A 25,637-nucleotide genomic window follows, 5' to 3' on the forward strand; every position below is an offset into this window, starting at 1 on the left:
CTGAGGGGCGTGCTCGCACGTCCAAAAGGAGTGCCTCATGGCAACTGTAACTATGCGTCAGCTTCTCGACGCCGGTGTTCACTTCGGTCACCAGACCAGAAGGTGGAACCCAAAGATGAAGCGTTTTATCCTCACCGACCGCTCGGGCATCTACATCATCGACCTGCAGAAGTCTGCAGAGCACATTGACAAGGCCTACAACTTCGTTCGCGACCTAGTCGCCAACGGCGGTTCAATCATGTTTGTTGGAACCAAGAAGCAGGCCCAGGAAGTTGTTGCCGTTGAGGCAAAGCGCGTTGGCCAGCCATTTATCAACGAGCGCTGGCTCGGTGGTCTGTTGACTAACTTCGGCACCGTAAACAAGCGTATTCAGCGCCTAAAAGAACTTGAGACCATGGACTTCGCGGATGCGTCGAAGACCGGTCTAACCAAGAAGGAACTTTTGATCCTTCGCCGCGAGAAGGAGAAGCTAGAGAAGACTCTCGGCGGTATCCGTAACATCGCAAAAACTCCAAGTGCCATCTGGGTAGTTGACACCAACAAGGAGCACCTAGCCGTTACCGAGGCCAAGAAGCTTGGCATTCCAGTAATCGCAATCCTTGACACCAACTGCGACCCAGATGACGTCACCATCGGTATTCCAGGAAACGACGACGCGATCCGCTCCATCGAGCTGCTGACCCGCGTTATCGCAGATGCTGCCGCTGACGGCATGATCGCTCGCCACAACCAGGGCGGCGAAGAGGCAGAGCCACTAGCTGAGTGGGAGCGCGAGCTTCTCGAGGCTGGCGAGGCAAAGGCAGCTGAGGCTGCAGTTGCCGTTGAGGCCGAAGTTGTAGCTGAGGTAGCGGTTGCTGCCGAGGCCGAGGAAACCCCAGCAGAGAAGGATGCATAAGCATGGCTAACTACACCGCAGCAGACGTAAAGGCACTTCGCGAGAAGTCCGGCGCCGGCATGATGGACTGCAAGTCCGCGCTGGATGAGGCAAATGGCGACATCGAGAAGGCTTTCGAGCTGCTCCGCCTGAAGGGCCTCAAGGGAGTTTCAAAGCGCGAGGGTCGCACCACCAGCAACGGTTTGGTTGTAGCACGCGTTGCAGGCGGCAAGGGCACTCTGATTGAGCTTGCCTGCGAGACTGACTTTGTAGCCAAGGCTGAGGGCTTCGTTGCCCTTGCTGAGGCCGTGGCAGATGCGGTTGTTGCAGCCGGTGCTACCGATGTTGAGTCTGCACTTGCAGCTCCTCACGGCAGCTCCACCGTGGCAGATGCAATCACCGACCAGGCTGCCATCATTGGCGAGAAGGTTGAGCTTCGCCGCATCGCAGTTGTTTCGGCATCTGGCGTTGACGCTTACCTGCACCGCACCAGCCGCGACCTACCACCACAGGTTGGTGTCTTGGTTGCGTTTGAGGGTGCTGACGCTGCGACTGCACACGATGTTGCAGTTCACATCGCCGCATTCAGCCCAACCTACCTAACCCGCGATGAGGTTCCAGCTGAGATCGTTGCCAAGGAGCGCGAAATCGCTGAGGCAACCGCTCGCGACGAGGGTAAGCCTGAGGCAGCCCTGCCAAAGATCATTGAGGGTCGCGTAAACGGTTTCTTCAAGGAGACCTGCCTGGTTGACCAGGACTTTGCAAAGGACAACAAGTTGTCCGTTGCAAAGGTGCTCGAGAACGCCGGCATTCAGGTGACAGCCTTCGTGAGATTCCGCGTAGGCGCCTAAGCAGCAAATTCATCCCAATGGCTCGGTCGAAAGACCGGGCCATTGGCTTTTTTCAGCCCTAGTATTGTCTGGATGCGGAATCTCCGCAGGTTTGCTGGAGGTGAATCTCGTGGATAAAAAGCGCAGAGTTCTGCTGAAGCTCTCGGGAGAGGCCTTTGGCGGCGGAGCCCTCGGGGTGAACCCAGACATCGTCTCCGGCATTGCAAAAGACATCGCTAAGGCTGCCCAAGAGGTTGAGATTGCAATCGTTGTTGGAGGTGGCAACTTCTTCCGCGGAGCAGAGCTTTCCAACCGCGGCATGGACCGCGGTCGTGCCGACTACATGGGCATGTTGGGCACCGTCATGAACGCCCTTGCCCTGCAGGACTTCATTGAGCAGGCGGGTGCCGATGTCCGCGTGCAAACTGCAATTTCTATGGCTCAGGTAGCAGAGCCCTACCTTCCACTGCGCGCGATCCGCCACATGGAAAAGGGCCGCATCGTTATTTTTGGTGCCGGTGCTGGTTTGCCCTACTTCTCAACCGACACGGTTGCCGCTCAGCGAGCCCTTGAGATTTCTGCTGATGAGGTTTTGGTGGCGAAGAACGGCGTGGACGGGGTTTACACCGCAGATCCGAAGAAAGACCCAAGCGCCAAAAAGCTCACTGACTTGAGCTACCAGGATGCACTTGTTCAGGGCTTGAAGGTTGTGGATGCCACTGCGTTCTCACTCTGCATGGATAACAAGATGCCGATGCGGGTGTTTGGCATGGAGCAGATCTCTGAGGCCCTGATTGGGGTTCCAGTCGGAACCCTGGTGCGGGCATAGGTTTTAGGTAAGGAAAGAAAATGATCGACGAAATCTTGGCGGAAGCCAGAGAAAAAATGGACAAAGCGGTGGATGCCACCAAAGAGGACTTTGCTTCGGTGCGAACCGGCAGGGCAAACCCAGCGATGTTTCAAAAGGTCATGGTGGACTACTACGGCACCCCGACTCCACTGGGCCAGCTCGGTGGCATTCAGAACCCCGAGGCTCGTTCAATCCTGATCAACCCTTACGACAAGAGTGCGCTCAGTGCCATTGAGAAGGCGCTGCAGCAGATGCCAAACCTGGGTGCACAGCCAAACAACGACGGCAATGTAATCCGCATTAACCTCCCAGAGCTGACCGAAGAGCGTCGCCGCGAATACGTGAAGCTAACCAGGGACAAGGCCGAGCACGGCCGGGTTTCGGTAAGAAACATTCGCCGCAGCGCAAAGGAAGACCTTGAGGCCCTCAAGAAGGACGGCGGTGCCGGCGAAGATGAGGTCGAGCGCGCTGAAAAAGAGCTCGAGGCCATCACCAAGGCTCACGTTGACAAGATTGACGAAGCCCTAAAGAACAAAGAAGCAGAGCTGCTAGAGGTTTAGTTGGAAAGCGCTAAAACCAAAACCCTCGGGCCACGATTGGCCGTGGGCTTTGGCTTGGGCGGAATATTCCTTCTCTCGCTAATCAGCCCCTACACGGTGGTTGGTTTGGTCTCGGTAGCGGCGGCTGCCGCTGGGTTTGAACTATCCACTGCACTTCGCTCCGCCGGTTGGCACGTGCCCAGGATCCCGGTAGCGATTGCGGGTCTGGCGGTGCCCTGGATGGCCTTCCTCTATGGGCCAACTTGGCAGTGGCTAACCGTGTTTGCGGCCATTGTGCTGATGGTGGCATGGCGAACTGTTTATCTAATTTGGAATCGCAAGCAGCAACCGCTCAAGAACACGCTCAGGGATTTTGGGGCGAGCGCCTGGGCGGTCTTCTACGTGCCGCTACTGATGTCCTTCGCCGCTCTACTGGTGACCCAAGAAAATGGCATCGCCTTCGTCTTTGGGCTTACCCTCACGGTGGTTTCCATCGACACCTTCGGCTACCTGGTGGGAAGGTTCTTCGGGAAAACCAAACTTTCTCCAGCAATCAGTCCTAAGAAGACCTGGGAGGGGCTTTTTGCCTCGATTGCCGGGGGTATTTTTGGCGGAATAGTTACAGCCCTGGTAACCGGAAATTCAATTTGGTTTGGTCTAATTTGGGGGTCGGCGATTTTAGTTAGCTCGGTGATGGGTGACCTATCAGAGTCACTGATCAAGCGAGATCTCGAGGTCAAGGACATGGGGGATCTACTACCTGGACACGGAGGTGTTATGGATCGCTTGGATTCCCTGCTGCCATCACTGTTTGTTGGCTACCTACTTTCTCACGTAGTGTTTTAGCTCATGAGCTTCCCGCTGACTTCGGCCAAGCTGCAGGGGTATGACCCCGGGCAAGTGGACGCTCTCATGTCTCGAGTTGGAAGCCAGCTGGCAAATCCAGAGCGCAGACTAGTTACCGCACCCATGCTTGCGGTTGCAAGGTTTGATTTGGTTTTGGGCGGCTATCAGATCCCTGCGGTGGATCAGGAGCTGGCAAGACTTGCTGATGATCTTGAAATAGCTGAGATTTCTAGGCTCTTGGCCAGGTATGGCAAGGCCAGAGTGTCTTCAGACCTAGCGGCAAACCTCAGGACTATCAAGCAAGTTTTGGAGCAGGAACCAAAGAAGCGTTTCGATATCGTCAGGGACGGCTACGAGCAAAAACTTGTCGGTGCCATGTTGAAACGGGTAATCGTGAAGCGCAGTTCGCTAACAGCCCCCAAGAGTTTTGAACTTCGAACCAGTTCGCTCGGGCGCTCTGGATCGGGCTTTGAAAGAAGCCAGGTTGATGAATTTTTAGCGCTTGTGGTTACGGCTCTGCACCAGCAGGAAATCCTTAGCTAATTGCTCAATCGCCGTGTGGCGTTTAGGCTTATAGGCCGTTACTGAGGAGAACTTTGGGTAGACATGGTGTTTCGCGCCGTAAACGGCCGAGTTCCTTGCCTGCGCTGGGCTTTTTCTTTGTTGCCTCTTTGGTAATGGTTTCTGCCGTTGATCCCTATTCCGGGACCATGGCTTCGGCGGCAACCGTTCAGGTTGTTGAGAGTGTCGACCAGGAGTACCAGCAGCTTGAGATTGTCGCCGTCGAGGGCGAGGGCTTTGCCCGTGGCTCCTTTGAGGTTGTCACCGGAGCAGGAATCGCGAAACTCTTCGTCAACGGCGCTCCATACCCGACCCCGGGCTCAGCCAAAGAGATTGCCCTCAAGCTGGTCTATGCCAAGGACTGGGACTACAACCAGTACTCCTGTCTGGTGAAGCTCTGGGAGCGCGAGAGCAACTGGCGCTGGAATGCCCTGAATTCCTCCTCCGGCGCCTACGGCATCCCGCAGTCGTTGCCCGGATCAAAGATGGCCAGTGCTGGAGCTGACTGGAGAACCAACCCAGAGACTCAGATTAAGTGGGGGATTGGTTACATCTCCGGACGCTACGGCAGCCCCTGTGGTGCTTTGGCTCACTCAAACGAGCACAACTGGTACTGATGCAAAAAGATAGGCGCCGGCGCGGTAGGCAACATCGGCAGCAGCGCGATCTAGACATCACCCGCCTTCGGATGTCACTGCCAAGCGTGGTGCAAAAGCGCGGCGTTGAATTTCAAGTTCAGCAATCCACCGGTGCCAATGCCGAAGAGGGTAAGAGTTGGATCTGTCCGGTTTGCTCCATCGACATTGAACCGGGTGTTGTGCACACTGTCGCCTGGGATCTGCACCGCGGAGTAAACACCAGAAGGCACTTTCACAACCACTGCTTCAAGATCTTTGACGGGGAGCTGTTCTAGTGGAGGAAATTCGGGCAGCCACCATTCTTCCTGCCATTCGTGAGGACATCACCTTCACCACCTCGGACGGTGAGGTTTTGGTTGGGGAGCTTGCACTTCCAAATAGCGCCCAGCCAAAGGCAACCCTGATCACGCTGCACCCACTGCCTACCCACGGCGGCTTCATGGACTCTCACATCCTCAGAAAAGCCTCCAATCGGCTTCCAGCGCTGGCTGAAATTGCGGTTCTAAGGTTCAACACGCGCGGCACGTCTTCCCCGCGAGGGACCTCAACCGGCGCCTTTGACGGCGGAGTTGCCGAGCGATTTGACGTTGCGGCAGCGATTTCCTTTGCTCAGAGCCGCGGCCTTGAAAATCTTTGGCTTGTGGGGTGGAGCTTTGGCACCGAACTTGCAATCAAGTACGGACCAGATCACCAAATTTCAGGGGCGATTTTGCTTTCACCGCCGCTTCACCGGGCAAACGATCAAGATCTGATGCGCTGGGTGGAGTTTGGTAAACCGCTGGTTGCCTTGGTTCCAGGTGATGATGACTACCTAAAGCCTGATGAGGCAGCTAAACGATTCTCAATCGTGCCGCAGGCGAAGGTTCTCGGATTTGAGGGAGAAAAGCACCTCTGGGTTGGAGAGCGAGCAACCAGATTGGTGCTGAACCAAATCGTGCAGACCGTGTTGCCCGGTTCGGCAGAGCTTCCGGAGAGCTACTAGCGCTTTTCCTGCCTGGGCATCCAAACCTCGCGAACAATCAACAGCACTGAGGCCGCCACCGGAATGGCGATTAGCGCTCCGAGCACACCCATGAGGGTTCCACCAACCAAGGCGGCAATCACAACCAGCGATGCTGGAACCGAGACAGCCTGCTTCATCACCCTCGGGCTAATCAGGTAGGCCTCAACCTGCAGGTAGATCAGGTAGAAGATTCCCACCACCAGGGCGGTGTCGGTTCCTGCGGTAAGCGAGATGGCGGTCACAAGGACAGCTGCCGATAGAGGTCCGACCAGTGGAATTAGTGCCAGCAGGAAAGCAATTGAAGCCAGCAGCAACTCAAACGGAGCATCAACTGAAGTCAGGAAGGTGTAGACCACGACCGCGTGAATCAGTGCAATTGTGGTTTGACCTGCGACCCAACGTCCCACCGAGTAGGCAATCTGGTCGGTAAGCGCTCTGAATTTTTCCCGCTTGGAGTTTGCCACGAGTTTGCTCAGGTAGTCCTTCATGGACTCAAGAGCAGACATGAAGTAGATCGTGAGAATTACCACGATTATGAAACCCAGAATTCCGCTCAGGAGACCAAGGCCAACCTCAAGAACGCCTCCAACTAGGCCGGGCCAGTTGGCAGCATTTGAAAGAAACTCAACAGCTCCACCGGTGGCATTTGTGATGCCACCGCCAAGCTGGGCATCCCAGTTGGCAATCAGCTCATTGGTCACGAGGTTGGTTGCTATCGACGGAATGCTGGCAACCAGTTTTGAAGCCTCGGTAACCACGGCAGGGATAATCAGGGAGAGAACAAAGGCCACCGCACCCAAAAAGCCCAGCACGACTATAGAAACTGCTGCAATTCGGGGCAGCTTGGCCCGCATCAACCCCCGCACCAGTGGGTCAAGACCCAAGGCAATAAACAGGGCGATAGCAACATAGGTGATGATGGTGGCGATTTGACCGATGGCGGTGCCCAGCAGCACCGCAACCATGACTCCCAGGCCACCGGTCAGACCGACGCCAAAGCCGCCCACCAGCCTAGTTTTTTGCTCCATCAACATCCCTATCTAAAAGACCTTCGGTTACCAAGCTACGCAGGTTTTGCAAATAAAGCTCCACCGCTGCCGCCTGATTTTGCAAAATCACCAATTTTTCCTCCGCGGAAGCTTTTAGTGCTTTGGCGCGCTCCCCGGCAGATCCCACCAGCTCGCGGGATTCAATCTCTGCAGCCAGAACCAAGGCATCGGCCTTGTCCCGGGCTTCCTGAATGATCCGGCGCTGGGTCATTGAGGCTTCCAGCTCCAGAGTTTCGATTTCAAATCGCAGGTTTGCTGCGGTTTGGGTGAGCTCTTGCAAATCTGAAGTCGCGCTAGCCAGATACTGCTCGGTGGCCGCTACGGCCTGCTGGTGTTTGGTCAGGTATTGCTCCTCCGCCTCTGCCCTGCGCTCTGCAATGACAGCTTCAAGCTGACTGACCTGCTTATCGGTGAGCAGCTCGGCACCCGTCAGGGTTTCGGCGAGCAGCAGATTTTCTTTGGCAGCATATTTTGAAACTAGGTCTGCTTCGGTCTTTGCGATCTCACGCTTTGCCAAAGTCCTGATGGCAGCCACCTCGGTTGCCACCGAACCCCGGATTCGAGCGGCCTCCTTCTCGGCACGTTTTATTATCTCGGCAGCCTCAGTCTCTGCCTTAGCTCGAATTTGACCCGCTTCGATTTCGGCGGTGGAGATTTTGCGCTGTGCACGACGCTTGCCATCGGCAACCACTGAGCCGTAGTTGGCTTGAGCACTCTCTAGAATTTCCTGCGCCTCGGTTTTGGCCTCGCCAGTCAGCTTCGCCGAGAGGGATTTGGCATCAATTTCTAACTCCGCAGCAATTTGCTGGGCTGAGCTGAGGATGTTTGCCGCTTTGGCCCCCAGAGCTGCAAAATTTGGGTTTTTGGCAGCTGCCAGCGCTGATTCGGACTCAGCTAGCTGCGCTCTGGTGTTTTTGAGTTGGTTCTGCAGGTCAGAGGAGAGCTCATTGAGCCTTGCGAGCTCAAGGTTGAGCTGACGTAGTTGCTGCTCCACCGCGGCTGGTTCGTATCCCTTGCGAACCAGCTCAAAGCGATCGAATGATTGAGCCAACTAGGTAGTCCTTAGCTGCCAAAGGTAAACTTGCACGGCTAGCAAAGTCTAATGGAGTCCTCTTGGTGCGTTTTTGGCTTGCCCTGACCACATTTGTGGTGGGTTTGGTGCTCAGCGCAGTCGGATTGGTCAACCAGTTAGAGAACAGACCGCTAGACATCATCCTCGCCCAAACCGAGCTTGAGACTCCAACCACCTACGTTGTGATCCCAAACAAAATTCTCACCTCCTACCCCGGCAAGGTATCCGTGACCGCTAACAACGACGGCCCAGTCTTTTTGGCTGCCGGAAGAGAGTCGGACATCATCGGCTGGATTGGCGACTCCCAATACGTTGAGGTCCGCATGTCGGTAAACAGCGCCCAGGAAGAGGTCATCCTCGGCGAGGTGGAGCGCGGTGGTGGGGGAGAGCTGGCAGATCCAAACGGCAGTGACCTCTGGCGGCTTCAGGTGGCCGAGAAGTTCCAGGGCAAGATTTCAGTGCCGGATGGCAATGAGTCGGCCGTGCTGATAGCGGCCAGCGGTATAGACCTTGCCCCAAGAAAGATTTCAATCACCTGGGACCTGCCAAACGAAGCCGCACCGGTTGCGCCCATCACTCTTGTTGGTTTGGCGCTGATGGCGCTTGGAGCCGCCTTGAGCCTTTGGGCGTTCCTGGTGCTGTTCCGAAAATCTCGAATCACCAGAAATTGGAAAGGTCCGAGGCCAAAGCGTCGCAGGCCTAAGGCATCCAAAGTCGTTTCTCAGGCCGGATCTGGACCCGTTAGTCCCAGAAGAGCGGCCCGCGGCCTGAAGTTTGCCGCCCTGCTAGCAGCGCCGCTGCTGTTGTCCAGCTGCACACCCGAATACGAAAACCCTATTCTTAGCCCGAGCCCGCTTCCGGCTCAAGATATCCTTACCCCGGTCATGACCACCGACCAACTGGGCCGCATCCTCTCTGAAATCACATCGGTTGTGGACAAGGCAGATGCTGAGTTTGACCGTGAAAGTATCGAGACCAGAGTTAGTGGACCAGCCCTTGCGGCTAGGCGCGCGGAATACAACATCGCCCGCAGGCAGGAGGAGCCAGTTCCACCAGCTCCGATACTCGCGGAACCGGTTCAGCTCTTCCTACCCTCGGCAACCGACACCTGGCCCAGAACCGTCATGGTGGTGACTGGAAACGAGTCGCTACGCATGCTGGTGCTGCGTCAGGAGACAGCCCGAGACCAGTACCGGCTCTACCAATACATGGACCTCCTGCCTGGAGTGCAGTTCCCTGAGGTGGCGGCTGAATCGGTTGGTGCAAACCTGGTCAAGCCAGACAGCAAGTTCCTCTTGCTGCCACCTGAGGATTTGGCAACGGCAGTCGGTAGCCTGCTGAACGAGGGACCGAACTCCAGCTGGAGCATCTTGGTGGATGGTGAAAACCAATACATTTCGGACGTGGCATCGGTTCAGCAGGGCCTATCCCAGACTCTCAGTAACGCCAATTTGACCTTCGACCACAAGCTTTCGAACGATGAGCTGGTTTTGATGGCAACGGCCGATGGCGGGGCTCTGGTGGCGCTCTACATGATCGACACCTACACCATCATCCCCAAGGAACCGGGGGACGCTGTGGCGATCGAGGGCGAAGAGGCAATTCTGCTGGGCACCGGGGGCAGCGCGACAGGTATCGAGACTCGCTACGGAGCCATGCTGCTTTTCCACATCCCCGCTGCCGGCTCTGAAGCGCGAGTAACTCTGCTCGGTGCCACCCAGCAGCTTCTCACCTCAGTATCTTTGGGAGCACGATGACTAATTTTGGCGGAGCGTTCGACCTTTCCAGTCTGAACAATAAGAAGACTGCTGCCGCTGTGGGCAACCAGGTATCAGGCTGGCTAGTGCCAGCTGACGAGCAGGTCTTGCGCAAGTATCTGGCGCTCTCTGAGAGCGTTCCAGTACTGATGCTGATAGTTGATGGATCAGAGTCATCTAACGCCGTCAGCGCCCTGGTGGAATCCATCATTGCCGAGGCTCAGGGCCGCTTTGCCGGCATCAGCGTTGACCTTAACACCTCTCCGCAATTGGCCGCTGCAATTGGCATCAATCAGGCCCCGGCCATGGCCGCGATTCTCTCGGGCCAGCCGGCGCCGCTGTTCAAGGGCAACATCAGCCAGGACCAACTGGTCCAGATCTTGGGACAGGTTTTGCAGTTGGCGACCCAGAATAAAATCACCGGCTCGGTAACCCTTTCCGATCAGGCCGCAGAGCCTGTGAAAAAACTGACTCCCGAGCACCAGGCGGCCATCGATGCAGTCGACAGGGGAGACCTGTCCTCGGCCCTTGCGCAGTTTGAAAAGCTAGCCGTTGAGTACCCAAACGATTTGGAAATTAAGGCCGGCCTCTCCCAGGTTCGGTTGCTGAAGCGCCTCGGAGACGGGCAGACCGGACCGCTGGCAGATCTTTTCACCGGTGCCGACCAGGCGCTGATTTCAGGTGCTCCGAGCGAGGCCTTTGAGATTTTGCTAGCGCGATTTGCGGTCGATTTTGACAACCGGGACGCGATCCGACAGCGACTGATTGAGCTGTTCACCGTGACCGGTGACTCTCACGAGGCGGTATTGGCTGCTAGGCGCAAGCTCGCGTCACTGATGTTCTAGGAGAGCTTCAGCCAGATGGCACCGAGCGGAGGGATCGATATCTCCGCTGAGAAGGGCCTGCCGTGGGCGGAGATGTCTACAGCCTGCACCCCGCCGGAGTTTCCCACCCCGCTACCGGCGTAAGTCTCGGCATCGCTGTTCAGAATCTCTTTCCAGTAACCTGCCGCCGGCAGCCCCAAGCGGAAGTTGTGATAGGGGTGACCTGCAAAGTTCACCACCACGGCAATCTGGTTTCCGTTTGAATCAAACCTCAGGAAGCTCAACAGGTTGTTGTCGGCATCGCCTCCGTCAATCCACTGAAATCCGCGGTGATCGTGATCGAGTTCGTAAAGCGCAGGATTCTCCAGGTAGAGGCGGTTCAGGTCGGCAACTAGCTGCTGCATACCGCGGTGAGGGTGGTGGTCAAGCAGCCACCAGTCCAAATCCCTGGATTCGCTCCACTCAGAGGGTTGGGCAAACTCCTGGCCCATGAACAGCAGCTTCTTTCCCGGGTGAGACCACATGAAACTGAGGTAGGCGCGCATGTTGGCAAGTTTTTGCCAGTGATCGCCAGGCATCTTCGCCAGTAGCGACCCCTTGCCATGGACTACCTCGTCATGGCTAATCGGCAGCACAAACTTCTCGTCGTAGGCATAGAGCATGGAAAAGGTAATTTCGCCGTGGTGATACTTTCGGTATGCGGGGTCGCGCTGAATGTACTCCAGGGAATCGTGCATCCAGCCCATATTCCACTTGAATCCAAACCCGAGGCCGCCCTGATCGGTTGGCGCTGAAACACCTGGGAATGCGGTGGACTCCTCGGCGATCATCATGATGCCCGGGTTTCTGCGGTAGGCGGTGGCATTGGTTTCCTGCAAGAACCTGATGGCGTCCAGGTTTTCGCGGCCGCCATAAATGTTTGGTAGCCACTGTCCTTCCTGGCGGCTGTAATCCAAATAAAGCATGGATGCAACCGCATCCACCCTCAGGCCGTCAACGTGAAACTCCTCAAACCAGTAGTTGGCGTTTGCAACTAAAAAGTTTCTGACCTCGGTTCGACCAAAGTTGAAAACGTGGGTACCCCAATCCGGGTGATCACCGCGTCTGGGGTCGGCATCCTCGTAGAGCGCCTCGCCGTCATAGCGAGCTAGCGCCCAATCGTCCTTTGGAAAGTGAGCGGGAACCCAGTCCATGATCACTCCGATGCCGGCTGCGTGAAGCTGGTCAATCAGAAAGCGCAGGTCATCTGGCGAGCCAAACCTAGAGGTTGGCGCGTAGTAGCCGGTGACCTGGTAGCCCCAGGAGCCTCCAAACGGGTGCTCTGCCAGCGGCATGAACTCAACGTGGGTGAAACCCAGGAACTTGACGTGCCCAATTAGTTCTGGCGCCAGGTCACGATAATTCTTAGCCCCGCGCCAGGAACCCAGGTGCAGCTCATAGATGCTCATCGGAGCCTTGAGGGCATCGCGCTTGGCACGAGCGGAAATCCAACTCTCGTCCTGCCACTTATAGCTGGATGCCTCCACCACCGATGAGGTTGCCGGTGGGATTTCGGTTCGGCGGGCAAGCGGGTCGATCTTGGTTATCCAGTGACCGGCTTTGGTGAGGATCTGAAACTTATAGAGATCGCCGGGCTGCACGCCTGGAATAAACAGCTCCCAAACCCCGCTGCCACCCATCGAGCGCATCGCATAGCAGGTGCCATCCCAGTGGTTGAAGCTTCCCACTACCCGAACCGCCTGAGCATTCGGGGCCCATAGTTTGAAGCTAACCCCTGAGGTGTCGGAGATTGAGTCTGACTGCACAACGTGGTGGGCACCAAGTGCCTGCCAAAGCTGCTCGTGCCGACCCTCTGCAATCAGGTGAAGATCCAAATCGCCAATCTTGGGTAGGTAGCGGTAGGGGTCATCAGATTCCCAGGCCGGAGCATTTTCATACTCGGCCACAATGCGATAGTCACCAGGCTGCTTTCCCGTACCGCGGTATTCCCAGACCCCACCGTAGATGTGTTCGAGGGAGTAGCTATCGTTTTTGCCTTTGATGGTCACAGCCTTGGCAAAGGGCCTAAGGGCTCTAACCACCCAGTCCTTGCCTGATAGGTGGATTCCAAGGATTGAGTGGGGGGAGTGGTGCCTACCCTCAGCGATTAGTTGGAGCTCGTGTGCCTCGGGATTCATGCTTCAACTTTCAAAATGTGTGCGGGCTCAGTGAAGGAATCCAGCCGAACGTAGTTGTGCTCGCCCCACTGGTATTTGGCACCGGTTATCAGATCAGTGACCTGGAACTTTGAACCGACTCCCAGAGCTTCGAGCTTGAGGTGGATATTGGTTTCCCTCACTGAGTGCGGGTCGGTGTTTACAACAACCAGGATGGTGTTTGGTTTGCCGCCGTTGTGCCCGGCGGCAAGGTGCTTGGAGTAAACCAGGATCTCCGAGTCATCGCTGTAATGCATTGTGAGGTTGCGCAGCTGGCCAATGGCCGGGTTCTCCCTGCGGATTTGGTTCAGCAGCGCAATGCGGGGAATTAGGGTCTCGCCAGACTTGCTGGCTTTAGCCCAGTCCCTGACCTTGATCTCAAATTTCTCACTGTCGATGTTTTCTTCGGCGCCGGGTCTGGCTACCGACTCATAGAGCTCGAAACCGGCATACATGCCCCAGATCGAGCCTGCTGTCGCTGCGATAGTGGCGCGGATCTTGAAGGCAGGCTTGCCGCCAAACTGCAGGTAGGGGGTGAGGATGTCTGGGGTATTCACCCAAAGTGCGGGCCTGAAGAAATCGGCCGTTTCGTGAGCTAACTCGTTGAGGTACTCCACCAGCTCATCTTTTTTGTTGCGCCAGGAGAAATAGCAGTAGGACTGCTGGAACCCGGCCTTGCCAAGGCCGTGCATCATCGCCGGCCGGGTGAAGGCCTCCGCCAGGAAAATGACCTCGGGGTTTTTAGAGTTGACCTCAGCAATCAGGCGCTGCCAAAAATCCAGCGGCTTGGTGTGTGGGTTGTCCACCCGGAATATCTTCACGCCGAGGTCAATCCACTTTTGCACCACCTTGAGCACCTCGCTGAAAATGCCCTCGGGGTCCTGGTCGAAGTTGATCGGGTAGATGTCCTGGTATTTCTTGGGTGGGTTCTCGGCATAGGCGATTGAGCCATCTGCGCGCTGGGTGAACCAGTTGGGGTGCTCTTTGACCCAGGGGTGATCTGGCGACGCTTGCAGTGCCAGATCCATGGCTATTTCAATGCCCAGCTTGTTTGCTGCCTTGACAAAGGCCTTGAAGTCTTTTTCATCTCCCAGGTCCGGGTGGATTGAATCGTGTCCACCAGTGGTATTGCCGATTGCCCAGGGGGAGCCGGGGTCGCTCTCGGTGGCAGTCAGGGTGTTGTTGGGACCTTTGCGGTGAGCGGTGCCGATCGGATGGATCGGGGGCAGGTAGAGCACCTCAAAGCCCATGTCCTTCACCCGGGTAAGACTCTTAGATGCAGTCTTGAAGTTGCCAGAGGTTATGGTTCCGTCGGCACTGCGAGTGGCACCCTCGGAGCGCGGGAAGAATTCATACCAGGCGCCAGAGCCCGCAAGGGTTCGCTCGCAGATAACCTCTCGCTCGTCGCTTAGGGTCTCGAGCGCGCGCACCGGATTGGCCTCTGCCAGCTCGCTCAAACCATCGGCCAAGGCGGCTTCAAGGCGCTGCTGCGGAGTCTGGTCCTTGGCGGTTAGCAATTTGGCAAATTCATTCAGGGCGGAAGCCGCTTTGGGCTTAGCCCCGCTGGCAAGTTTGGTGAGCAGTCGCTCACCCTCGAGCATCATCAGCTCCTGGTCTATGCCAGCAGCCAGCTTCACCTCGGTGTTGTGTAGCCAGGTGTGGTATTCGTCATCCCAGGCGCTCACCTGGTAGCGGTAGCTGCCGAGCTGATCTAGCTTCAGAGAAACCACCCACTCGTCCATGCCGGGGCGTCCAGGGTTCATTCTCAGCCGGGTGGTTTTTGAGGATGGGTCGGTTAGCAAAAGCTCGACCGCGATGGCATCATGCCCCTCGCGAAATGATGTGGCACCAAAGGTGATTACCTCGCCGAGAAATGCCTTGGCAGGGAAAGCGCCGAAGTCAACCTCGGGCCAGGTTTTGGTGATTGGAATCCGACCGATGCGCTTTGGAAATGTGCCCATGGTGACAATTTAGTGAGTTTAGGCAGCCAGGGCGGGAGAACAGGCCAAAAGGTTACCTAACTAAAAACAACTGCAGGCTGGTTTCAACCATGCGCAACTTGGATCCGGCTTTCATGACAACGCTTCTCTTGGGGGGAAGTTCCAGTGCACTGTCCCAGAGCAGCTCGTATTCGGTTATGCCTTTGGGGTTAGCCAGCGTCACGTTCTTCACGGCTTCGGTGCCGTTGATAACAAGCATGACACCTTGCTTTGAGCCGTCATTCATCAGGTGGTAGGTGAGGCGCTGCAGGGTGCGGCGCTCAGGATTGTGCCAGTCATCAACGCTCATTTGATCGCCTCGGACCGAGAACCACAGCATTTGGTCTTGTTCCGGGGTCGGTTCCGCAAGGGTTGGGAAGGTTCTGGGCCTGAGGGCTGGAAGGTTTTTTCTCAGAGCGATTAGGTGGCTGACAGTTTTTTCAAAATCCAGCTGATGGGTATCCGGGCTGAAGTTCTGCCAGGTAATTACGTTGTCCTGGCAGTAGGCATTGTTGTTGCCGCCTTGGGTCTTCAGCCGCTCGTCACCCGCGGTAATCATGGGGATTCCTGCGGAGAGCAGCAGGGTTCCGATTAGGTTCCTGGCGGCCTTGCGGCGAGCGTAACTAATGGATGGATTTGCACTTGGCCCCTCAGCACCGTGGTTGAACGAGAGGTTATTGTTGGCACCGTCTCGATTACCTTCGCCGTTGGCTGAGTTGTGCTTGACGTTGTGTGAGACCAGGTCCCAGAGAGTGAAACCGTCGTGAGCGGTTATGAAGTTGATGGAAGCGGTTGGACCATTGCCATCGCTCATCAAATCCTGCGATCCGGCAATTCTGCCGGCCAGCTCCCGTACTCCGTTGGAGTGATTGCCACTGGATCGAGCATTGGCTATGTCCTGCAGCCAAAACCTTCTCACGCTGTCGCGGTATCGGTCGTTCCACTCCGGGAAGCCGGCCGGGAAGTTGCCGGTCTGCCAGCCGCCCATACCGACATCCCACGGTTCAACGATCAGCTTTGCCGAGGAAATGATGGGGTCCTGCTTCATGGCCGAGAAAAGCGGGTGCTGCGGGTTGTAGTGATTCGATTCGTCTCGGGCCAGGGTTGCGGCGAGGTCGAAGCGGAAGCCATCAATTTGCAGCTCCTGGGTCCAGTAGCGCAGCGAATCCAGGGTGAGGCGCTGAACCATTGGGTTACCAAAGTTCAGTGAGTTCCCGCAGCCGGTGGTGTCGTGGTAGTTGCCGTGATCGTCCTGGCGGTAGTAGCTGGAGTTATCTAGGCCGCGATAGGAGTAGGTAAGTCCCTTGGAGCCGCCCTCGGCGGTGTGGTTGTAAACCACATCCATGATCACTTCGATCCCGGCTCGGTGCAGCTCGCGGATAGCGGTCTTTAGCTCTCGCAGCATGGCCTCTGGCCCTTGTGCCCTGGTTGCCTCTGCTGCATAGCGCAGGTGTGGGGTGAAGAAGTTGATGGTGTTGTAGCCCCAGTAGTTGATTAGGCCCAGGTTCACTAGCCGCGGCTCTGAGATAAAAGCCTGAATTGGGAGCAGCTCCAACGCGGTAATGCCCAGATTCACCAGGTACTCAATGGTCGCCGGATGACCAAGGGCTGCGTAGGACCCCCGGATCTCCTCGGGGATGGCTGGATTGATGCGGCTAAGTCCTCGGACATGAGCTTCGTAAATCACAGACTCGGAAAGAGATACCCCTGGCTTTGCAACGCTCTGCCAGTCAAAGTCGCGCTCAATCGCCACGCAGTGGTAGTCCCTGGGGCTCTCCCTAACCAGACCCCTGGCATAGGGGTCCAGCAGGTTGCGCTCGGGTTGGAAGGCATGTCTTGGGCCTTCGGGACCCGAAGCCCTGAGTGCGTATTTGATGCCTCTGGTTAGTCGGTCATCGCTGGCGGACCAGATGCCACCCTCAGTTCTCTCAAGTTCAATGATGTGGCTAGAGACCTCAGAGTCCTCAGGGTCCAAAATGTGCAGATTAACGGATTCTGCGGTTTCTGACCAAACTGAAAATACCCCGCCACCATCGAGCAGGGTTAGGCCCAGCGGGGCAAGCAGTTGTTCAGTTGATGAGTCAGCCATAGCAATCAATAACTCACCCTAGCAATCAAACATTTCGCCCCGGTGAATTAGGCTTTAGGCATGTCGGTCTACCTGGACCATGCCGCAACCACACCGGTTCGACCTGAGTCGCTAAACGCTTACCTAGAGGCCCAGTCGCACTTTGGCAACCCTTCATCTGTTCACGCTCAGGGCAGGCAGACCAGAGAGATTCTGGAGCAGGCCAGAGAGGTTTTGGCTGAGGCTGTTGGGTGTCACCGCTCCGAGGTGATTTTCACTTCAGGCGGTACGGAGTCGGACAACCAACTGATTAAAGGTTTGTACTGGTCAAGGCAAGATCGCCCCAGGAAGTACATACTTTCTGCACTCACAGAGCACCACGCACTCCTGGATCCAATTCACTGGTTAGAGAAGCATGAGGGGGCGCAGCCAGTTTGGCTGACTGTGGATAAAACCGGCCAGCCGGATTTTGCTCAGTTTCAGCAGCTGATTGAAGAACTGGGCGATGAGATTGCCCTGGTGTCGCTGATGTGGGTGAACAATGAGACCGGAGCGCTGATTGACCTACAAAAGTTTTCGGCGCTCGCGGGCCAGCGCAACATCCCGGTTCACAGTGATGCAGTCGCCACCTTTGGGCACTTACCCTTCAAATTCTCCGAAACGGGACTGACCGCGATGAGCATCTCCGGTCACAAGCTTGGGGCTCCGATAGGCATTGGAGCGAGCATTATTGCCCGCTCCGCCAAGCCGGTATCGCTCATTCACGGAGGTGGACAGGAGCGGGGACTTAGGTCTGGAACCATGAACTACCCACTTGCCATGGCTTTCGCTCAGGCTGCCTCGGCGGCGGTATCCGATCAGGTTGAACGTGAGCACAGACTAGGCGCGATGCGCGATCGCCTAGAGCGAGAGCTGTTGAAAACAATTCCTGCGGTATCCAAGACCATCTCCGGACCCAGGATTGAACACACCGCTAGCTTTTTGTTTCCAGGCGCCCAAAGCGATTCACTGCTGTTTTTACTCGATCAAAAGGGACTATGCGTCTCAGCTGGAAGTGCATGCCAGGCTGGTGTGCTGGGAGCCTCTCACGTGCTATTAGCTATGGGTTACAGCGAAGCCGAGGCTTCCAGCGTGCTGCGCATTTCGCTCGGGCACAGCACCACCGAGGCCGATGTTGATACTTTCCTCGGCGTAATTGAAGAGGTTTATTCCACAGCGCTTCGCGCTGGGCTGAACCGCTAGAGCGGTTTGCAATTTAGACTTCTACGGTGCGTGTCTTAGCAGCTATGAGTGGTGGAGTTGACTCCGCCGTAGCAGCTGCGCGCGCGGTTGAAATGGGACACGAGGTGGTTGGAGTCCACCTCGCGCTCTCGCGCATGCCTGGCACCTTGAGAACCGGTTCCCGCGGCTGCTGCACCATTGAGGACTCAATGGATGCCCAGCGCGCGGCCAAGAAGCTTGGCATTGACTACTACGTTTGGGATTTCTCCGAACGGTTCAAGCTGGATGTGGTTGATGATTTCGTGGCGGAGTACCAGGCCGGTCGCACTCCAAACCCGTGCATGCGCTGCAATGAGCGAATTAAGTTTGCAGCCCTTCTGGAAAAGGGTTTGGCCTTGGGATTTGATGCCGTCTGCACCGGCCACTACGCATCGATTCTTGAAGACGACCACGGCAATTTAGAACTTCACCGCTCACTTGCCATGGCCAAGGACCAGAGCTACGTGCTAGGGGTGTTGACCCAGGAACAGCTAAAGCACTCAATGTTTCCGCTCGGGGCCACCGCTTCTAAGGATTTGGTTCGCAAAGAAGCCGCGGAGCGCGGCCTTGCGGTTGCCAATAAGCCTGACTCCTACGACATCTGCTTTATCCCCGAGGGTGACACCAGAGAGTGGCTCAGAGACTTCATCCCCTCTGATCCAGGAAAGATCGTTGACACCGAGGGAAATACCTTGGGTGAACACGATGGTCACGTTGGTTTCACCATCGGGCAGCGCAAAGGCCTGCGTATCGGTAGGCCGGCAGCCGATGGTAAACCAAGGTATGTTCTCGAGATTCGACCCAAGACGAATGAGGTTGTGGTTGGACCTGAAGCTGCCCTGCAGATTGGTCAGCTCGGCGGAGCAAGATATTCGTGGTGCGGGAAGGCTCCTGAAAATCCTGAGATTCCCTTTGATTGTGAAGTTCAGGTTAGAGCCCACGGCGAGTCGATCCCAGCTCGCGCCTACGTCACTGAGTCAGAACTCGTGATTGATCTGCTGGAGCCGCTCTACGGCGTTGCTCCGGGCCAAACCGCGGTGCTGTATTTGGGAACCAGGGTGCTGGGTCAAACCACCATAGATCGGACCAAGAGCGCGGAGCCGCTCAATGTCTAGCTCTATCGAGCGCCTGCAGGAGCTCAAAGAACTAATCTCCAAATATCGAATCGCTTACTACGAGCAGGATGAGACTCTGGTCTCCGATGCGGAGTATGACGCGCTCGAGAGAGAGCTAAAAGCCCTGGAAGCTCAGCATCCGGAGCTCGCCCAGGCCAGCCCGACTCAGGCGGTTGGCTCGGCAGCATCCGCTGTATTTTCCCCGGTGAAGCACCTGGAGCAAATGCTCAGCCTGGATAACGCCTTCGACGAGCAGGAGTTTATGGCCTGGGCACTTCGAGTTGGCGGTGGACCGTTTCTCTGCGAACCAAAGATTGATGGTTTAGCCCTTTCACTCACCTATGAGAATGGCGTGCTAACCAAGGCTGCCACCAGGGGAGACGGTGAGGTCGGTGAAGATGTCACAGCAAACGTGCTCACCATAAAAACCATTCCTCACCGGCTTGCTGGCAAGGGTCACCCCAAGGCAATAGAAATTCGCGGCGAGGTTTTTCTGGGAAAAGAAGACTTTGATGAGCTGAATGCTTCCATAGTTTCGGAGGGTGGCAAGCCATTTGCCAACCCGAGAAACTGCGCCTCGGGATCCCTGCGGCAGAAAGATCCGTCGGTCAGTGCCGCAAGGCCTCTGAGGATGCTGGTGCACGGCTTTGGCTCCTGGCCGGGAGAGATTGCCAATCAAAGTGAGGTTTATCAACTGCTGAGCGATTGGGGGTTGCCCACCACCAGAGAGTTCGAAGTGGTTGAGGATGCAGCGGCCGCCTACCGATTCATTTCTCAGCTCCAGCAGCGCCGCGGTGAAATTGAACACGAGATTGACGGTGTGGTTATTAAGGTAGACGCGCTCGAACGGCAGAGAGAGCTCGGAAAAACCTCTAGAGCACCGCGCTGGGCAATTGCCTACAAGTATCCGCCTGAGCAGGTGAACACAAAACTTATCGATATCAAGGTTTCAATTGGCAGGACTGGGCGCGCCACCCCGTTTGCGGTCTTGGCGCCCGTTTTGGTGGCAGGGTCGGAAGTTGAGTTCGCCACCCTTCACAATCAAGAGCAGGTGAAGGCCAAGGGGATTTTGATTGGCGACACCGTGGTGCTGCGCAAGGCAGGCGATGTCATTCCGGAGATATTGGGTCCGGTTGCAACCCTTCGCACCGGAGTCGAAACCGAGTTCGTCATGCCAACTCAATGCCCAGAGTGTGGCAGCACGCTGGCGCCGGCATCCGAGGGTGATGTCGATCTGCGCTGCCCAAATTCCAGGTCTTGCCCGGCCCAGCTGCGCGAGCGCATCGCCTACATCGGCTCTCGATCTGCGCTCGACATCGAAGCCTTGGGTTACGTGTCGGCTACCGCTCTGACGCAGCCGATTGAGCCAGCCATCCCACCGGTCACCTCAGAGGCGGACCTGTTTGATTTGACCCTCGAAAAGCTATTGCCAATTCGCTCCTACGTGCTGGACCCTGACACAGGTCTTCCAAAGCACGATGCCAATGGCGAACCAAAGACCGTTAGTTTTTTTGCAAAGCGAGATGGGTCCCCAGCTGAAGCTGCCATCAAGCTGCTGGATAACTTGGAGCAGGCAAAATCCAAGCCGCTCTGGCGAATCTTGGTCTCACTTTCGATTCGCCACGTCGGACCGGTGGCTGCGCGGGCACTGGCGGACCACTTCGGGTCGGCAGCTGGAATTTTTAACGCTTCCGCGCAGGAGCTGGCAGAAGTCGAGGGTGTTGGACCGACTCTCGCGCAGTCGATCATCGACTGGCATACAGAGGACTGGCACAGGCAAATCTTGCAGCGCTGGGAAGCTGCCGGGGTGCTGCTGGCAATACCAGGCCATGAAGGACCTGGCTCGGTTTCAAAGGACGGAATCTTCTCTGGGCTCTCGATAGTGATAACCGGCTCAATGGTCTCGCTCAACAGGGAGCAGGCTGAGGCTCGGGTGATTGAACTTGGCGGTAAGGCGGCTTCTTCGGTATCAAAGAAGACATCTTTTGTGGTGGCCGGGCCAGGTGCTGGATCCAAGCTTGCCAAGGCCACGGAGCTGGGCATCGAGGTAATTGATGAAGCTCAGTTCTTGGCAAGGGCCGGGCTTGATTCAAACTAAACTTGTCGCATTGCCAAATTCTTGAATTGAGCCAATGCATGTCTGAAATAACTCCCGACCTGGTGCGCCATCTGGCATCACTCGCCAGGATTCTGGTGACCGAAGAAGAGGTCCAAACCCTAGCCGGAGAGCTAGGTGTGATTGTGGAAGCGGTAGCAACCGTGAATCAGGCCGTGCAGGGAGACATTCCTGCCACCAGCCACCCGATTCCAATGGCGAACGTGTTCCGTGAGGACGTGGTTGAAGAATCACTGACCCAGGCACAAGCTCTTTCCTCGGCCCCAGACAGCGCCGAAGGCCGCTTCCGCGTGGCTGCAATTTTGGACGAGGAGTAAACAATGTCTGATCTTGTATTTCTACCTGCTAGTGAACTGGCTGCAAAGATTGCCTCGAAAGAGATCTCCTCTGTTGAGCTAACTAAAGCCTTCTACGACCGCTCCGAAGAGCTGAACCCAAAGACCAACTCCTACATCACCCTGAATCGCGAAAACGCGATGGCAGCTGCCAAGTTGTCGGACGAAGCCCTAAGCAAGGGTGAGGTGCTCTCTCCGCTCCACGGTGTTCCAATTGCGGTGAAGGACAACCTCACCACCACCGATGCTCAGACAACCTCTGGCTCCAACATCTTGCGCGGCTGGGTTCCGCAGTATGACGCGACGGTGGTTAGCAAGCTCCGTAAAGCGGGCCTTCCAATCCTGGGTAAGACCAACCTGGACGAATTTGCCATGGGGTCCTCGACCGAATACTCGGCATTTGGTCCATCTCGAAACCCATGGGATCTCTCCAGAATCCCAGGTGGTTCAGGTGGTGGCTCAAGCTCAGCTGTCTCAGGTCACCTGGCTCCGATCGCAATTGGTAGTGACACCGGAGGTTCTATTCGGTACCCGGCTGCCGTGACCGGCTCGGTGGGTGCCAAGCCAACCTACGGTGCGGTTTCACGCTACGGCCTAGTAGCTCTAGCCTCCTCGCTAGACCAGATTGGTCCGGTGGCTAACAACGTTTTGGATACCGCGCTACTGCACGATGTGATTGCCGGCTATGACGCTCACGACTCCACCTCGCTACCACACTCACTGGGTTCGATGGCTGAGGCGGTCAAAAACGCAGACGTCAAGGGTCTGCGCGTCGGTGTGGTGAAGCAACTAAACAGCGACGCGTTCCAGCCCGGCGTGAAGGAGCTTTTCGATGACACAATCGCAAAGCTTGTTGCCCAGGGCGTTGAGGTTATAGAGGTTGATTGCCCAAGCTTTGAGTATGCAATTGCTGCCTACTACCTGATTCTGCCGGCCGAGGCCTCCTCGAACCTGGCAAAGTTCGATTCCGTGCGCTTTGGATTGCGAGTAACCCCGGAGGGTAACCCGACCATCGAGCGCGTGATGGCAGCTACCCGCGAGGCTGGTTTTGGCCCTGAGGTAAAGCGAAGAATCATCCTTGGAACCTACGCCCTCTCTTCCGGTTACTACGATGCCTACTACGGTTCCGCTCAGAAGGTCAGAACTCTGATTCAGCGCGACCTAGCGGCTGCCTTCTCAAAGGTTGATGTGCTGCTCACCCCAACCGCGCCAACCACCGCATTCAAGATCGGTGAAAAGGTAAACGACCCGCTCGCGATGTATCTAAACGACATCGCAACCATTCCCGCCAACCTGGCGGGAATCCCAGGAATGTCCGTCCCCAACGGTTTGGCCAAGGAGGATGGCTTGCCATCCGGTGTCCAGATCTTGGCTCCCGCCATGCAGGATGCCCAGATGTACCGAGTGGGAGCGATCATTGAAAAGCTTTACCTTGAGCAGTGGGGTGCCCCGCTACTTGCCAAGGCCCCGAAGTTGGAGGTGCTCTAATGGCTAAAGATCAGTTGATGCCCTATGAGAAGGCGCTCGAGCAATTTGAAGTCGTAATCGGTCTTGAGGTTCACGTTGAACTGAACACCAAGACCAAAATGTTCTGCGGCTGCGCCAACGTTTTCGGCAGCGAACCAAACACCAACGTCTGTCCCATCTGCATTGGTCTACCAGGATCTCTTCCCGCAGTGAACAAAAAGGCGGTCGAGTCCTCAATCGCCATCGGTCTGGCGCTTGGCTGTGAAATTGCACCCACCGGTCGCTTTGCTCGCAAGAACTACTTCTACCCAGACCTGGCCAAGAACTTCCAGACCTCGCAGTATGACGAGCCGATTGCATTTGAGGGAAAGCTCAGCGTGGAATTGGATTCCGGTGAGGTTTTTGAGGTTTTGATTGAGCGCGCCCACATGGAGGAAGACGCCGGAAAGCTAACCCACGTCGGTGGCTCAACCGGCAGGATCCAGGGTGCCGAGTACTCGCTGGTTGACTACAACCGCGGGGGAGTCCCGCTGGTCGAGATCGTAACCAAACCGATTTACGGCGCCAAGGACAAGGCTCCCGAACTTGCCGCTGCCTATGTGCGCGCCATTCGGGACATCGTAAAGTCCATGAACGTATCCGATGCTCGCATGGAGCGCGGCAACGTCAGGTGCGATGCCAACGTTTCACTTCGCCCGCACGGCCAGCAAAAACTGGGTACCCGCACCGAGACCAAAAACGTCAACTCACTTCGCTCGGTTGAAAACGCAGTTCGCTACGAAATTCAGCGACAAGCGCACATCTTGGCTTCCGGTGGCACGATCACCCAGGAGACCAGGCACTGGCACGAGGACCGCGGCTATACCTCTGCCGGCAGGCCAAAGTCAGACGCAGATGATTACCGCTACTTCCCAGAGCCTGATTTGGTTCCAGTTGAGCCATCCAAGGAGTGGATTGAAGCCATTCGCGCTACCCTTCCAGAAAACCCTGCGCTGCGTCGCAAGCGTTTGGCGGAAGCCTGGGGCTTCAGTGACTTGGAGTTCCGCGATGTTGTGAACTCTGACCTGCTAGATCAGGTTGAGGCGACCATCTCGGCCGGAGCTTCGCCGCTAGCCGCGCGCAAGTGGTGGACCGGTGAGCTCGCCAGGGTGGCAAACTCCCAAGAGGTTGCGGTTCAGGAGCTAAGCATCACCCCCGAGCAGGTTGCCAAGATTCAGAAGCTGATTGACGGCGGAGAACTCACCGACCGCATGGCGAGAGACGTGGTTGCCGGTGTGCTAGCCGGAGAGGGTGAGCCTGAAGAGGTCGTTGCAGCTCGCGGCCTCAAGGTGGTATCCGATGACGGTGCGCTAATTGCAGCCATTGACGAAGCTCTTGCCAAGCAGCCCGATGTGCTCGAGAAGATTCGCGAGGGTAAGGTTCAGGCAGCCGGTGCAGTGATTGGTGCTGTGATGCAGGCCATGCGCGGCCAAGTGGATGCCGCGAGGGTTCGAGAGTTGATTTTAGAAAGAGCCAAATAAGTGAAAAGCCCAGGATTTCCTGGGCTTTTTCTTTTGGGGTGAGTAACGGGACTTGAACCCGCGGCCCCCTGGACCACAACCAGGTGCTCTACCAGCTGAGCTATACCCACCATGTCTGGCGAACCAGAACGCGTTAGATTCTATCAGCGCCCAGGGAATTAGCTATACCCTTTGCAGTCTCCGAATCCGGTCCCGGCTCGGGAACCAAGATGGCTTTGCGGTAGTAGCGAAGCTCTTGAATGGACTCGAGGATATCGGCCAGGGCTCGGTGATTGCCGGATTTTTTGGGGAGCTGAAAATAGACCCTCGGATACCAACGTCGAGTCAGCTCTTTGATTGAGCTGACGTCGATGTTGCGGTAGTGCAGGTGCTTATCGACAAGCGGCATCTGACGGTTTAGAAACATGCGGTCAGTTCCGATCGAGTTGCCGGCCAGGGGAGCGCTGCGCTCCTCGGGAACAAACTGCTTCAAATACTCAAGCACCTGTTCCTGGGCCTGAGTGATTGAAATACCGTTTGGGATTTCGGCAAGCAAGCCGGAGTCGGTGTGCATTTGAGTCACAAACTCACCCATGTTGGCCATGGCAGCATCACTTGGCTTGATTACCAATTGCAACCCGGAATCAACCGGATTCAAATCGCCATCGGTTACCACAACGCCAACCTCGCAGATTTCATCAACGGCGATGTCGAGTCCAGTCATCTCGCAGTCGACCCAGACAATGTGATCCGACATGTT

Annotated in this window: 23 protein-coding genes and 1 tRNA gene; 17 read left to right on the plus strand and 7 right to left on the minus strand. The window is 56.4% G+C overall.

The features are described 5' to 3' along the window. The first annotated feature begins 37 nt into the window (after window positions 1–37). From rpsB to HRU87_RS02500, 9 genes are all read left to right on the plus strand, one after another. Window positions 38–895, plus strand: a complete 858-nt coding sequence (rpsB, locus tag HRU87_RS02460) for a 30S ribosomal protein S2 (protein ID WP_173493379.1) — start codon at window positions 38–40, stop codon at window positions 893–895. Window positions 896–897: 2 nt separating this feature from the next. Further along, a complete protein-coding gene (tsf, locus tag HRU87_RS02465) occupies window positions 898–1,725 on the plus strand; it encodes a translation elongation factor Ts (protein ID WP_173493380.1) in 828 nt (275 codons plus the stop codon). A gap of 100 nt (window positions 1,726–1,825) precedes the next feature. Further along, window positions 1,826–2,533, plus strand: coding sequence for a UMP kinase (gene pyrH / locus HRU87_RS02470; protein ID WP_173493381.1), 708 nt, complete (start codon window positions 1,826–1,828; stop codon window positions 2,531–2,533). Between the two features lie 20 nt (window positions 2,534–2,553). Then, a complete protein-coding gene (frr, locus tag HRU87_RS02475) occupies window positions 2,554–3,114 on the plus strand; it encodes a ribosome recycling factor (RefSeq protein WP_173493382.1) in 561 nt (186 codons plus the stop codon). Further along, the gene (locus HRU87_RS02480) at window positions 3,115–3,939 is read left to right on the plus strand and encodes a phosphatidate cytidylyltransferase (protein WP_173493383.1); all 825 of its coding nucleotides are present in this window, start codon (window positions 3,115–3,117) and stop codon (window positions 3,937–3,939) included. A gap of 3 nt (window positions 3,940–3,942) precedes the next feature. After that, window positions 3,943–4,482, plus strand: a complete 540-nt coding sequence (locus tag HRU87_RS02485) for a hypothetical protein (protein WP_173493384.1) — start codon at window positions 3,943–3,945, stop codon at window positions 4,480–4,482. A 134-nt stretch (window positions 4,483–4,616) separates the two neighbouring features. Next, window positions 4,617–5,117, plus strand: coding sequence for an aggregation-promoting factor C-terminal-like domain-containing protein (locus tag HRU87_RS07205; RefSeq protein ID WP_343035109.1), 501 nt, complete (start codon window positions 4,617–4,619; stop codon window positions 5,115–5,117). Continuing rightward, a complete protein-coding gene (locus HRU87_RS02495) occupies window positions 5,117–5,413 on the plus strand; it encodes a hypothetical protein (protein ID WP_173493385.1) in 297 nt (98 codons plus the stop codon). Before HRU87_RS07205 ends, HRU87_RS02495 begins: the two co-directional genes overlap by 1 nt. Beyond that, window positions 5,413–6,120 (plus strand): alpha/beta hydrolase, encoded by a 708-nt coding sequence (locus HRU87_RS02500; RefSeq protein ID WP_173493386.1) that lies wholly within the window; start codon window positions 5,413–5,415, stop codon window positions 6,118–6,120. Before HRU87_RS02495 ends, HRU87_RS02500 begins: the two co-directional genes overlap by 1 nt. Here HRU87_RS02500 and HRU87_RS02505 read toward each other — a convergent pair. Next, window positions 6,117–7,169: an AI-2E family transporter gene (locus HRU87_RS02505; RefSeq protein ID WP_173493387.1), complete on the minus strand. Its 1,053-nt coding sequence runs from the start codon at window positions 7,167–7,169 to the stop codon at window positions 6,117–6,119. The genes HRU87_RS02500 and HRU87_RS02505 overlap by 4 nt on opposite strands. Then, window positions 7,153–8,241, minus strand: coding sequence for a coiled-coil domain-containing protein (locus tag HRU87_RS02510; protein ID WP_173493388.1), 1,089 nt, complete (start codon window positions 8,239–8,241; stop codon window positions 7,153–7,155). The genes HRU87_RS02505 and HRU87_RS02510 overlap by 17 nt, the downstream gene beginning before the upstream one ends. A gap of 65 nt (window positions 8,242–8,306) precedes the next feature. Here HRU87_RS02510 and HRU87_RS02515 point away from each other — a divergent pair, with 65 nt between their 5' ends. Both HRU87_RS02515 and HRU87_RS02520 read left to right on the plus strand, forming a co-directional pair. Beyond that, window positions 8,307–10,019, plus strand: a complete 1,713-nt coding sequence (locus HRU87_RS02515; RefSeq protein WP_484463052.1) for a DUF8094 domain-containing protein — start codon at window positions 8,307–8,309, stop codon at window positions 10,017–10,019. Further along, a complete protein-coding gene (locus HRU87_RS02520; protein ID WP_173493390.1) occupies window positions 10,016–10,864 on the plus strand; it encodes a tetratricopeptide repeat protein in 849 nt (282 codons plus the stop codon). Before HRU87_RS02515 ends, HRU87_RS02520 begins: the two co-directional genes overlap by 4 nt. On the opposite strand, the gene glgB is transcribed toward HRU87_RS02520, so the two are convergent. The 3 genes from glgB to glgX are packed head-to-tail and all read right to left on the minus strand — an operon-like array spanning window position 10,861 to window position 17,106. Further along, complete coding sequence (gene glgB / locus HRU87_RS02525) at window positions 10,861–13,020, minus strand: 1,4-alpha-glucan branching protein GlgB (RefSeq protein WP_173493391.1); 2,160 nt, start codon at window positions 13,018–13,020, stop codon at window positions 10,861–10,863. The genes HRU87_RS02520 and glgB overlap by 4 nt on opposite strands. Continuing rightward, window positions 13,017–14,999, minus strand: coding sequence for an alpha-1,4-glucan--maltose-1-phosphate maltosyltransferase (locus tag HRU87_RS02530; protein ID WP_173493392.1), 1,983 nt, complete (start codon window positions 14,997–14,999; stop codon window positions 13,017–13,019). The genes glgB and HRU87_RS02530 overlap by 4 nt, the downstream gene beginning before the upstream one ends. A 52-nt stretch (window positions 15,000–15,051) precedes the next feature. Further along, window positions 15,052–17,106 (minus strand): glycogen debranching protein GlgX, encoded by a 2,055-nt coding sequence (gene glgX / locus HRU87_RS02535; RefSeq protein ID WP_173493393.1) that lies wholly within the window; start codon window positions 17,104–17,106, stop codon window positions 15,052–15,054. Between the two features lie 60 nt (window positions 17,107–17,166). Between glgX and HRU87_RS02540 the strand changes: the two genes are divergently transcribed. From HRU87_RS02540 to gatB, 6 genes are read left to right on the plus strand one after another with little or no spacing between them, the layout of a single operon-like run. Beyond that, window positions 17,167–18,327 carry a cysteine desulfurase family protein gene (locus HRU87_RS02540; protein ID WP_173493394.1) on the plus strand — a complete coding sequence of 387 codons (1,161 nt, stop codon included), beginning with the start codon at window positions 17,167–17,169 and terminating at the stop codon, window positions 18,325–18,327. Window positions 18,328–18,353: 26 nt separating this feature from the next. Then, window positions 18,354–19,460, plus strand: coding sequence for a tRNA 2-thiouridine(34) synthase MnmA (gene mnmA / locus HRU87_RS02545; RefSeq protein WP_213086403.1), 1,107 nt, complete (start codon window positions 18,354–18,356; stop codon window positions 19,458–19,460). After that, window positions 19,453–21,558, plus strand: a complete 2,106-nt coding sequence (ligA, locus tag HRU87_RS02550; RefSeq protein ID WP_173493395.1) for an NAD-dependent DNA ligase LigA — start codon at window positions 19,453–19,455, stop codon at window positions 21,556–21,558. Before mnmA ends, ligA begins: the two co-directional genes overlap by 8 nt. A gap of 38 nt (window positions 21,559–21,596) precedes the next feature. Then, window positions 21,597–21,893, plus strand: a complete 297-nt coding sequence (gene gatC, locus HRU87_RS02555; protein WP_173493396.1) for an Asp-tRNA(Asn)/Glu-tRNA(Gln) amidotransferase subunit GatC — start codon at window positions 21,597–21,599, stop codon at window positions 21,891–21,893. A gap of 3 nt (window positions 21,894–21,896) precedes the next feature. Continuing rightward, window positions 21,897–23,399, plus strand: a complete 1,503-nt coding sequence (gene gatA, locus HRU87_RS02560; protein WP_173493397.1) for an Asp-tRNA(Asn)/Glu-tRNA(Gln) amidotransferase subunit GatA — start codon at window positions 21,897–21,899, stop codon at window positions 23,397–23,399. Continuing rightward, window positions 23,399–24,898 (plus strand): Asp-tRNA(Asn)/Glu-tRNA(Gln) amidotransferase subunit GatB, encoded by a 1,500-nt coding sequence (gene gatB / locus HRU87_RS02565; protein ID WP_173493398.1) that lies wholly within the window; start codon window positions 23,399–23,401, stop codon window positions 24,896–24,898. Before gatA ends, gatB begins: the two co-directional genes overlap by 1 nt. Window positions 24,899–24,932: 34 nt before the next feature. On the opposite strand, the gene HRU87_RS02570 is transcribed toward gatB, so the two are convergent. Continuing rightward, window positions 24,933–25,008 (minus strand) — tRNA-His (locus HRU87_RS02570). 23 nt (window positions 25,009–25,031) lie between these two features. Then, the gene (gene orn / locus HRU87_RS02575) at window positions 25,032–25,634 is read right to left on the minus strand and encodes an oligoribonuclease (RefSeq protein WP_173493399.1); all 603 of its coding nucleotides are present in this window, start codon (window positions 25,632–25,634) and stop codon (window positions 25,032–25,034) included. Between the last annotated feature and the right edge of the window lie 3 nt (window positions 25,635–25,637).

Source organism: Aquiluna borgnonia (assembly GCF_013283855.1).
Taxonomy (GTDB): Bacteria; Actinomycetota; Actinomycetes; order Actinomycetales; family Microbacteriaceae; genus Aquiluna; species Aquiluna borgnonia.

Coding starts and splice junctions, on each gene's coding strand:
- rpsB (WP_173493379.1), top strand. CDS start 38: ATGGCAACTGTAACTATGCGTCAGCTTCTCGACGCCGGTGTTCACTTC.
- tsf (WP_173493380.1), top strand. CDS start 898: ATGGCTAACTACACCGCAGCAGACGTAAAGGCACTTCGCGAGAAGTCC.
- frr (WP_173493382.1), top strand. CDS start 2,554: ATGATCGACGAAATCTTGGCGGAAGCCAGAGAAAAAATGGACAAAGCG.
- HRU87_RS02485 (WP_173493384.1), top strand. CDS start 3,943: ATGAGCTTCCCGCTGACTTCGGCCAAGCTGCAGGGGTATGACCCCGGG.
- HRU87_RS07205 (WP_343035109.1), top strand. CDS start 4,617: ATGGTTTCTGCCGTTGATCCCTATTCCGGGACCATGGCTTCGGCGGCA.
- HRU87_RS02495 (WP_173493385.1), top strand. CDS start 5,117: ATGCAAAAAGATAGGCGCCGGCGCGGTAGGCAACATCGGCAGCAGCGC.
- HRU87_RS02505 (WP_173493387.1), bottom strand. CDS start 7,169: ATGGAGCAAAAAACTAGGCTGGTGGGCGGCTTTGGCGTCGGTCTGACC.
- HRU87_RS02520 (WP_173493390.1), top strand. CDS start 10,016: ATGACTAATTTTGGCGGAGCGTTCGACCTTTCCAGTCTGAACAATAAG.
- glgB (WP_173493391.1), bottom strand. CDS start 13,020: ATGAATCCCGAGGCACACGAGCTCCAACTAATCGCTGAGGGTAGGCAC.
- HRU87_RS02530 (WP_173493392.1), bottom strand. CDS start 14,999: ATGGGCACATTTCCAAAGCGCATCGGTCGGATTCCAATCACCAAAACC.
- glgX (WP_173493393.1), bottom strand. CDS start 17,106: ATGGCTGACTCATCAACTGAACAACTGCTTGCCCCGCTGGGCCTAACC.
- HRU87_RS02540 (WP_173493394.1), top strand. CDS start 17,167: ATGTCGGTCTACCTGGACCATGCCGCAACCACACCGGTTCGACCTGAG.
- ligA (WP_173493395.1), top strand. CDS start 19,453: ATGTCTAGCTCTATCGAGCGCCTGCAGGAGCTCAAAGAACTAATCTCC.
- gatC (WP_173493396.1), top strand. CDS start 21,597: ATGTCTGAAATAACTCCCGACCTGGTGCGCCATCTGGCATCACTCGCC.
- gatA (WP_173493397.1), top strand. CDS start 21,897: ATGTCTGATCTTGTATTTCTACCTGCTAGTGAACTGGCTGCAAAGATT.
- gatB (WP_173493398.1), top strand. CDS start 23,399: ATGGCTAAAGATCAGTTGATGCCCTATGAGAAGGCGCTCGAGCAATTT.
- orn (WP_173493399.1), bottom strand. CDS start 25,634: ATGTCGGATCACATTGTCTGGGTCGACTGCGAGATGACTGGACTCGAC.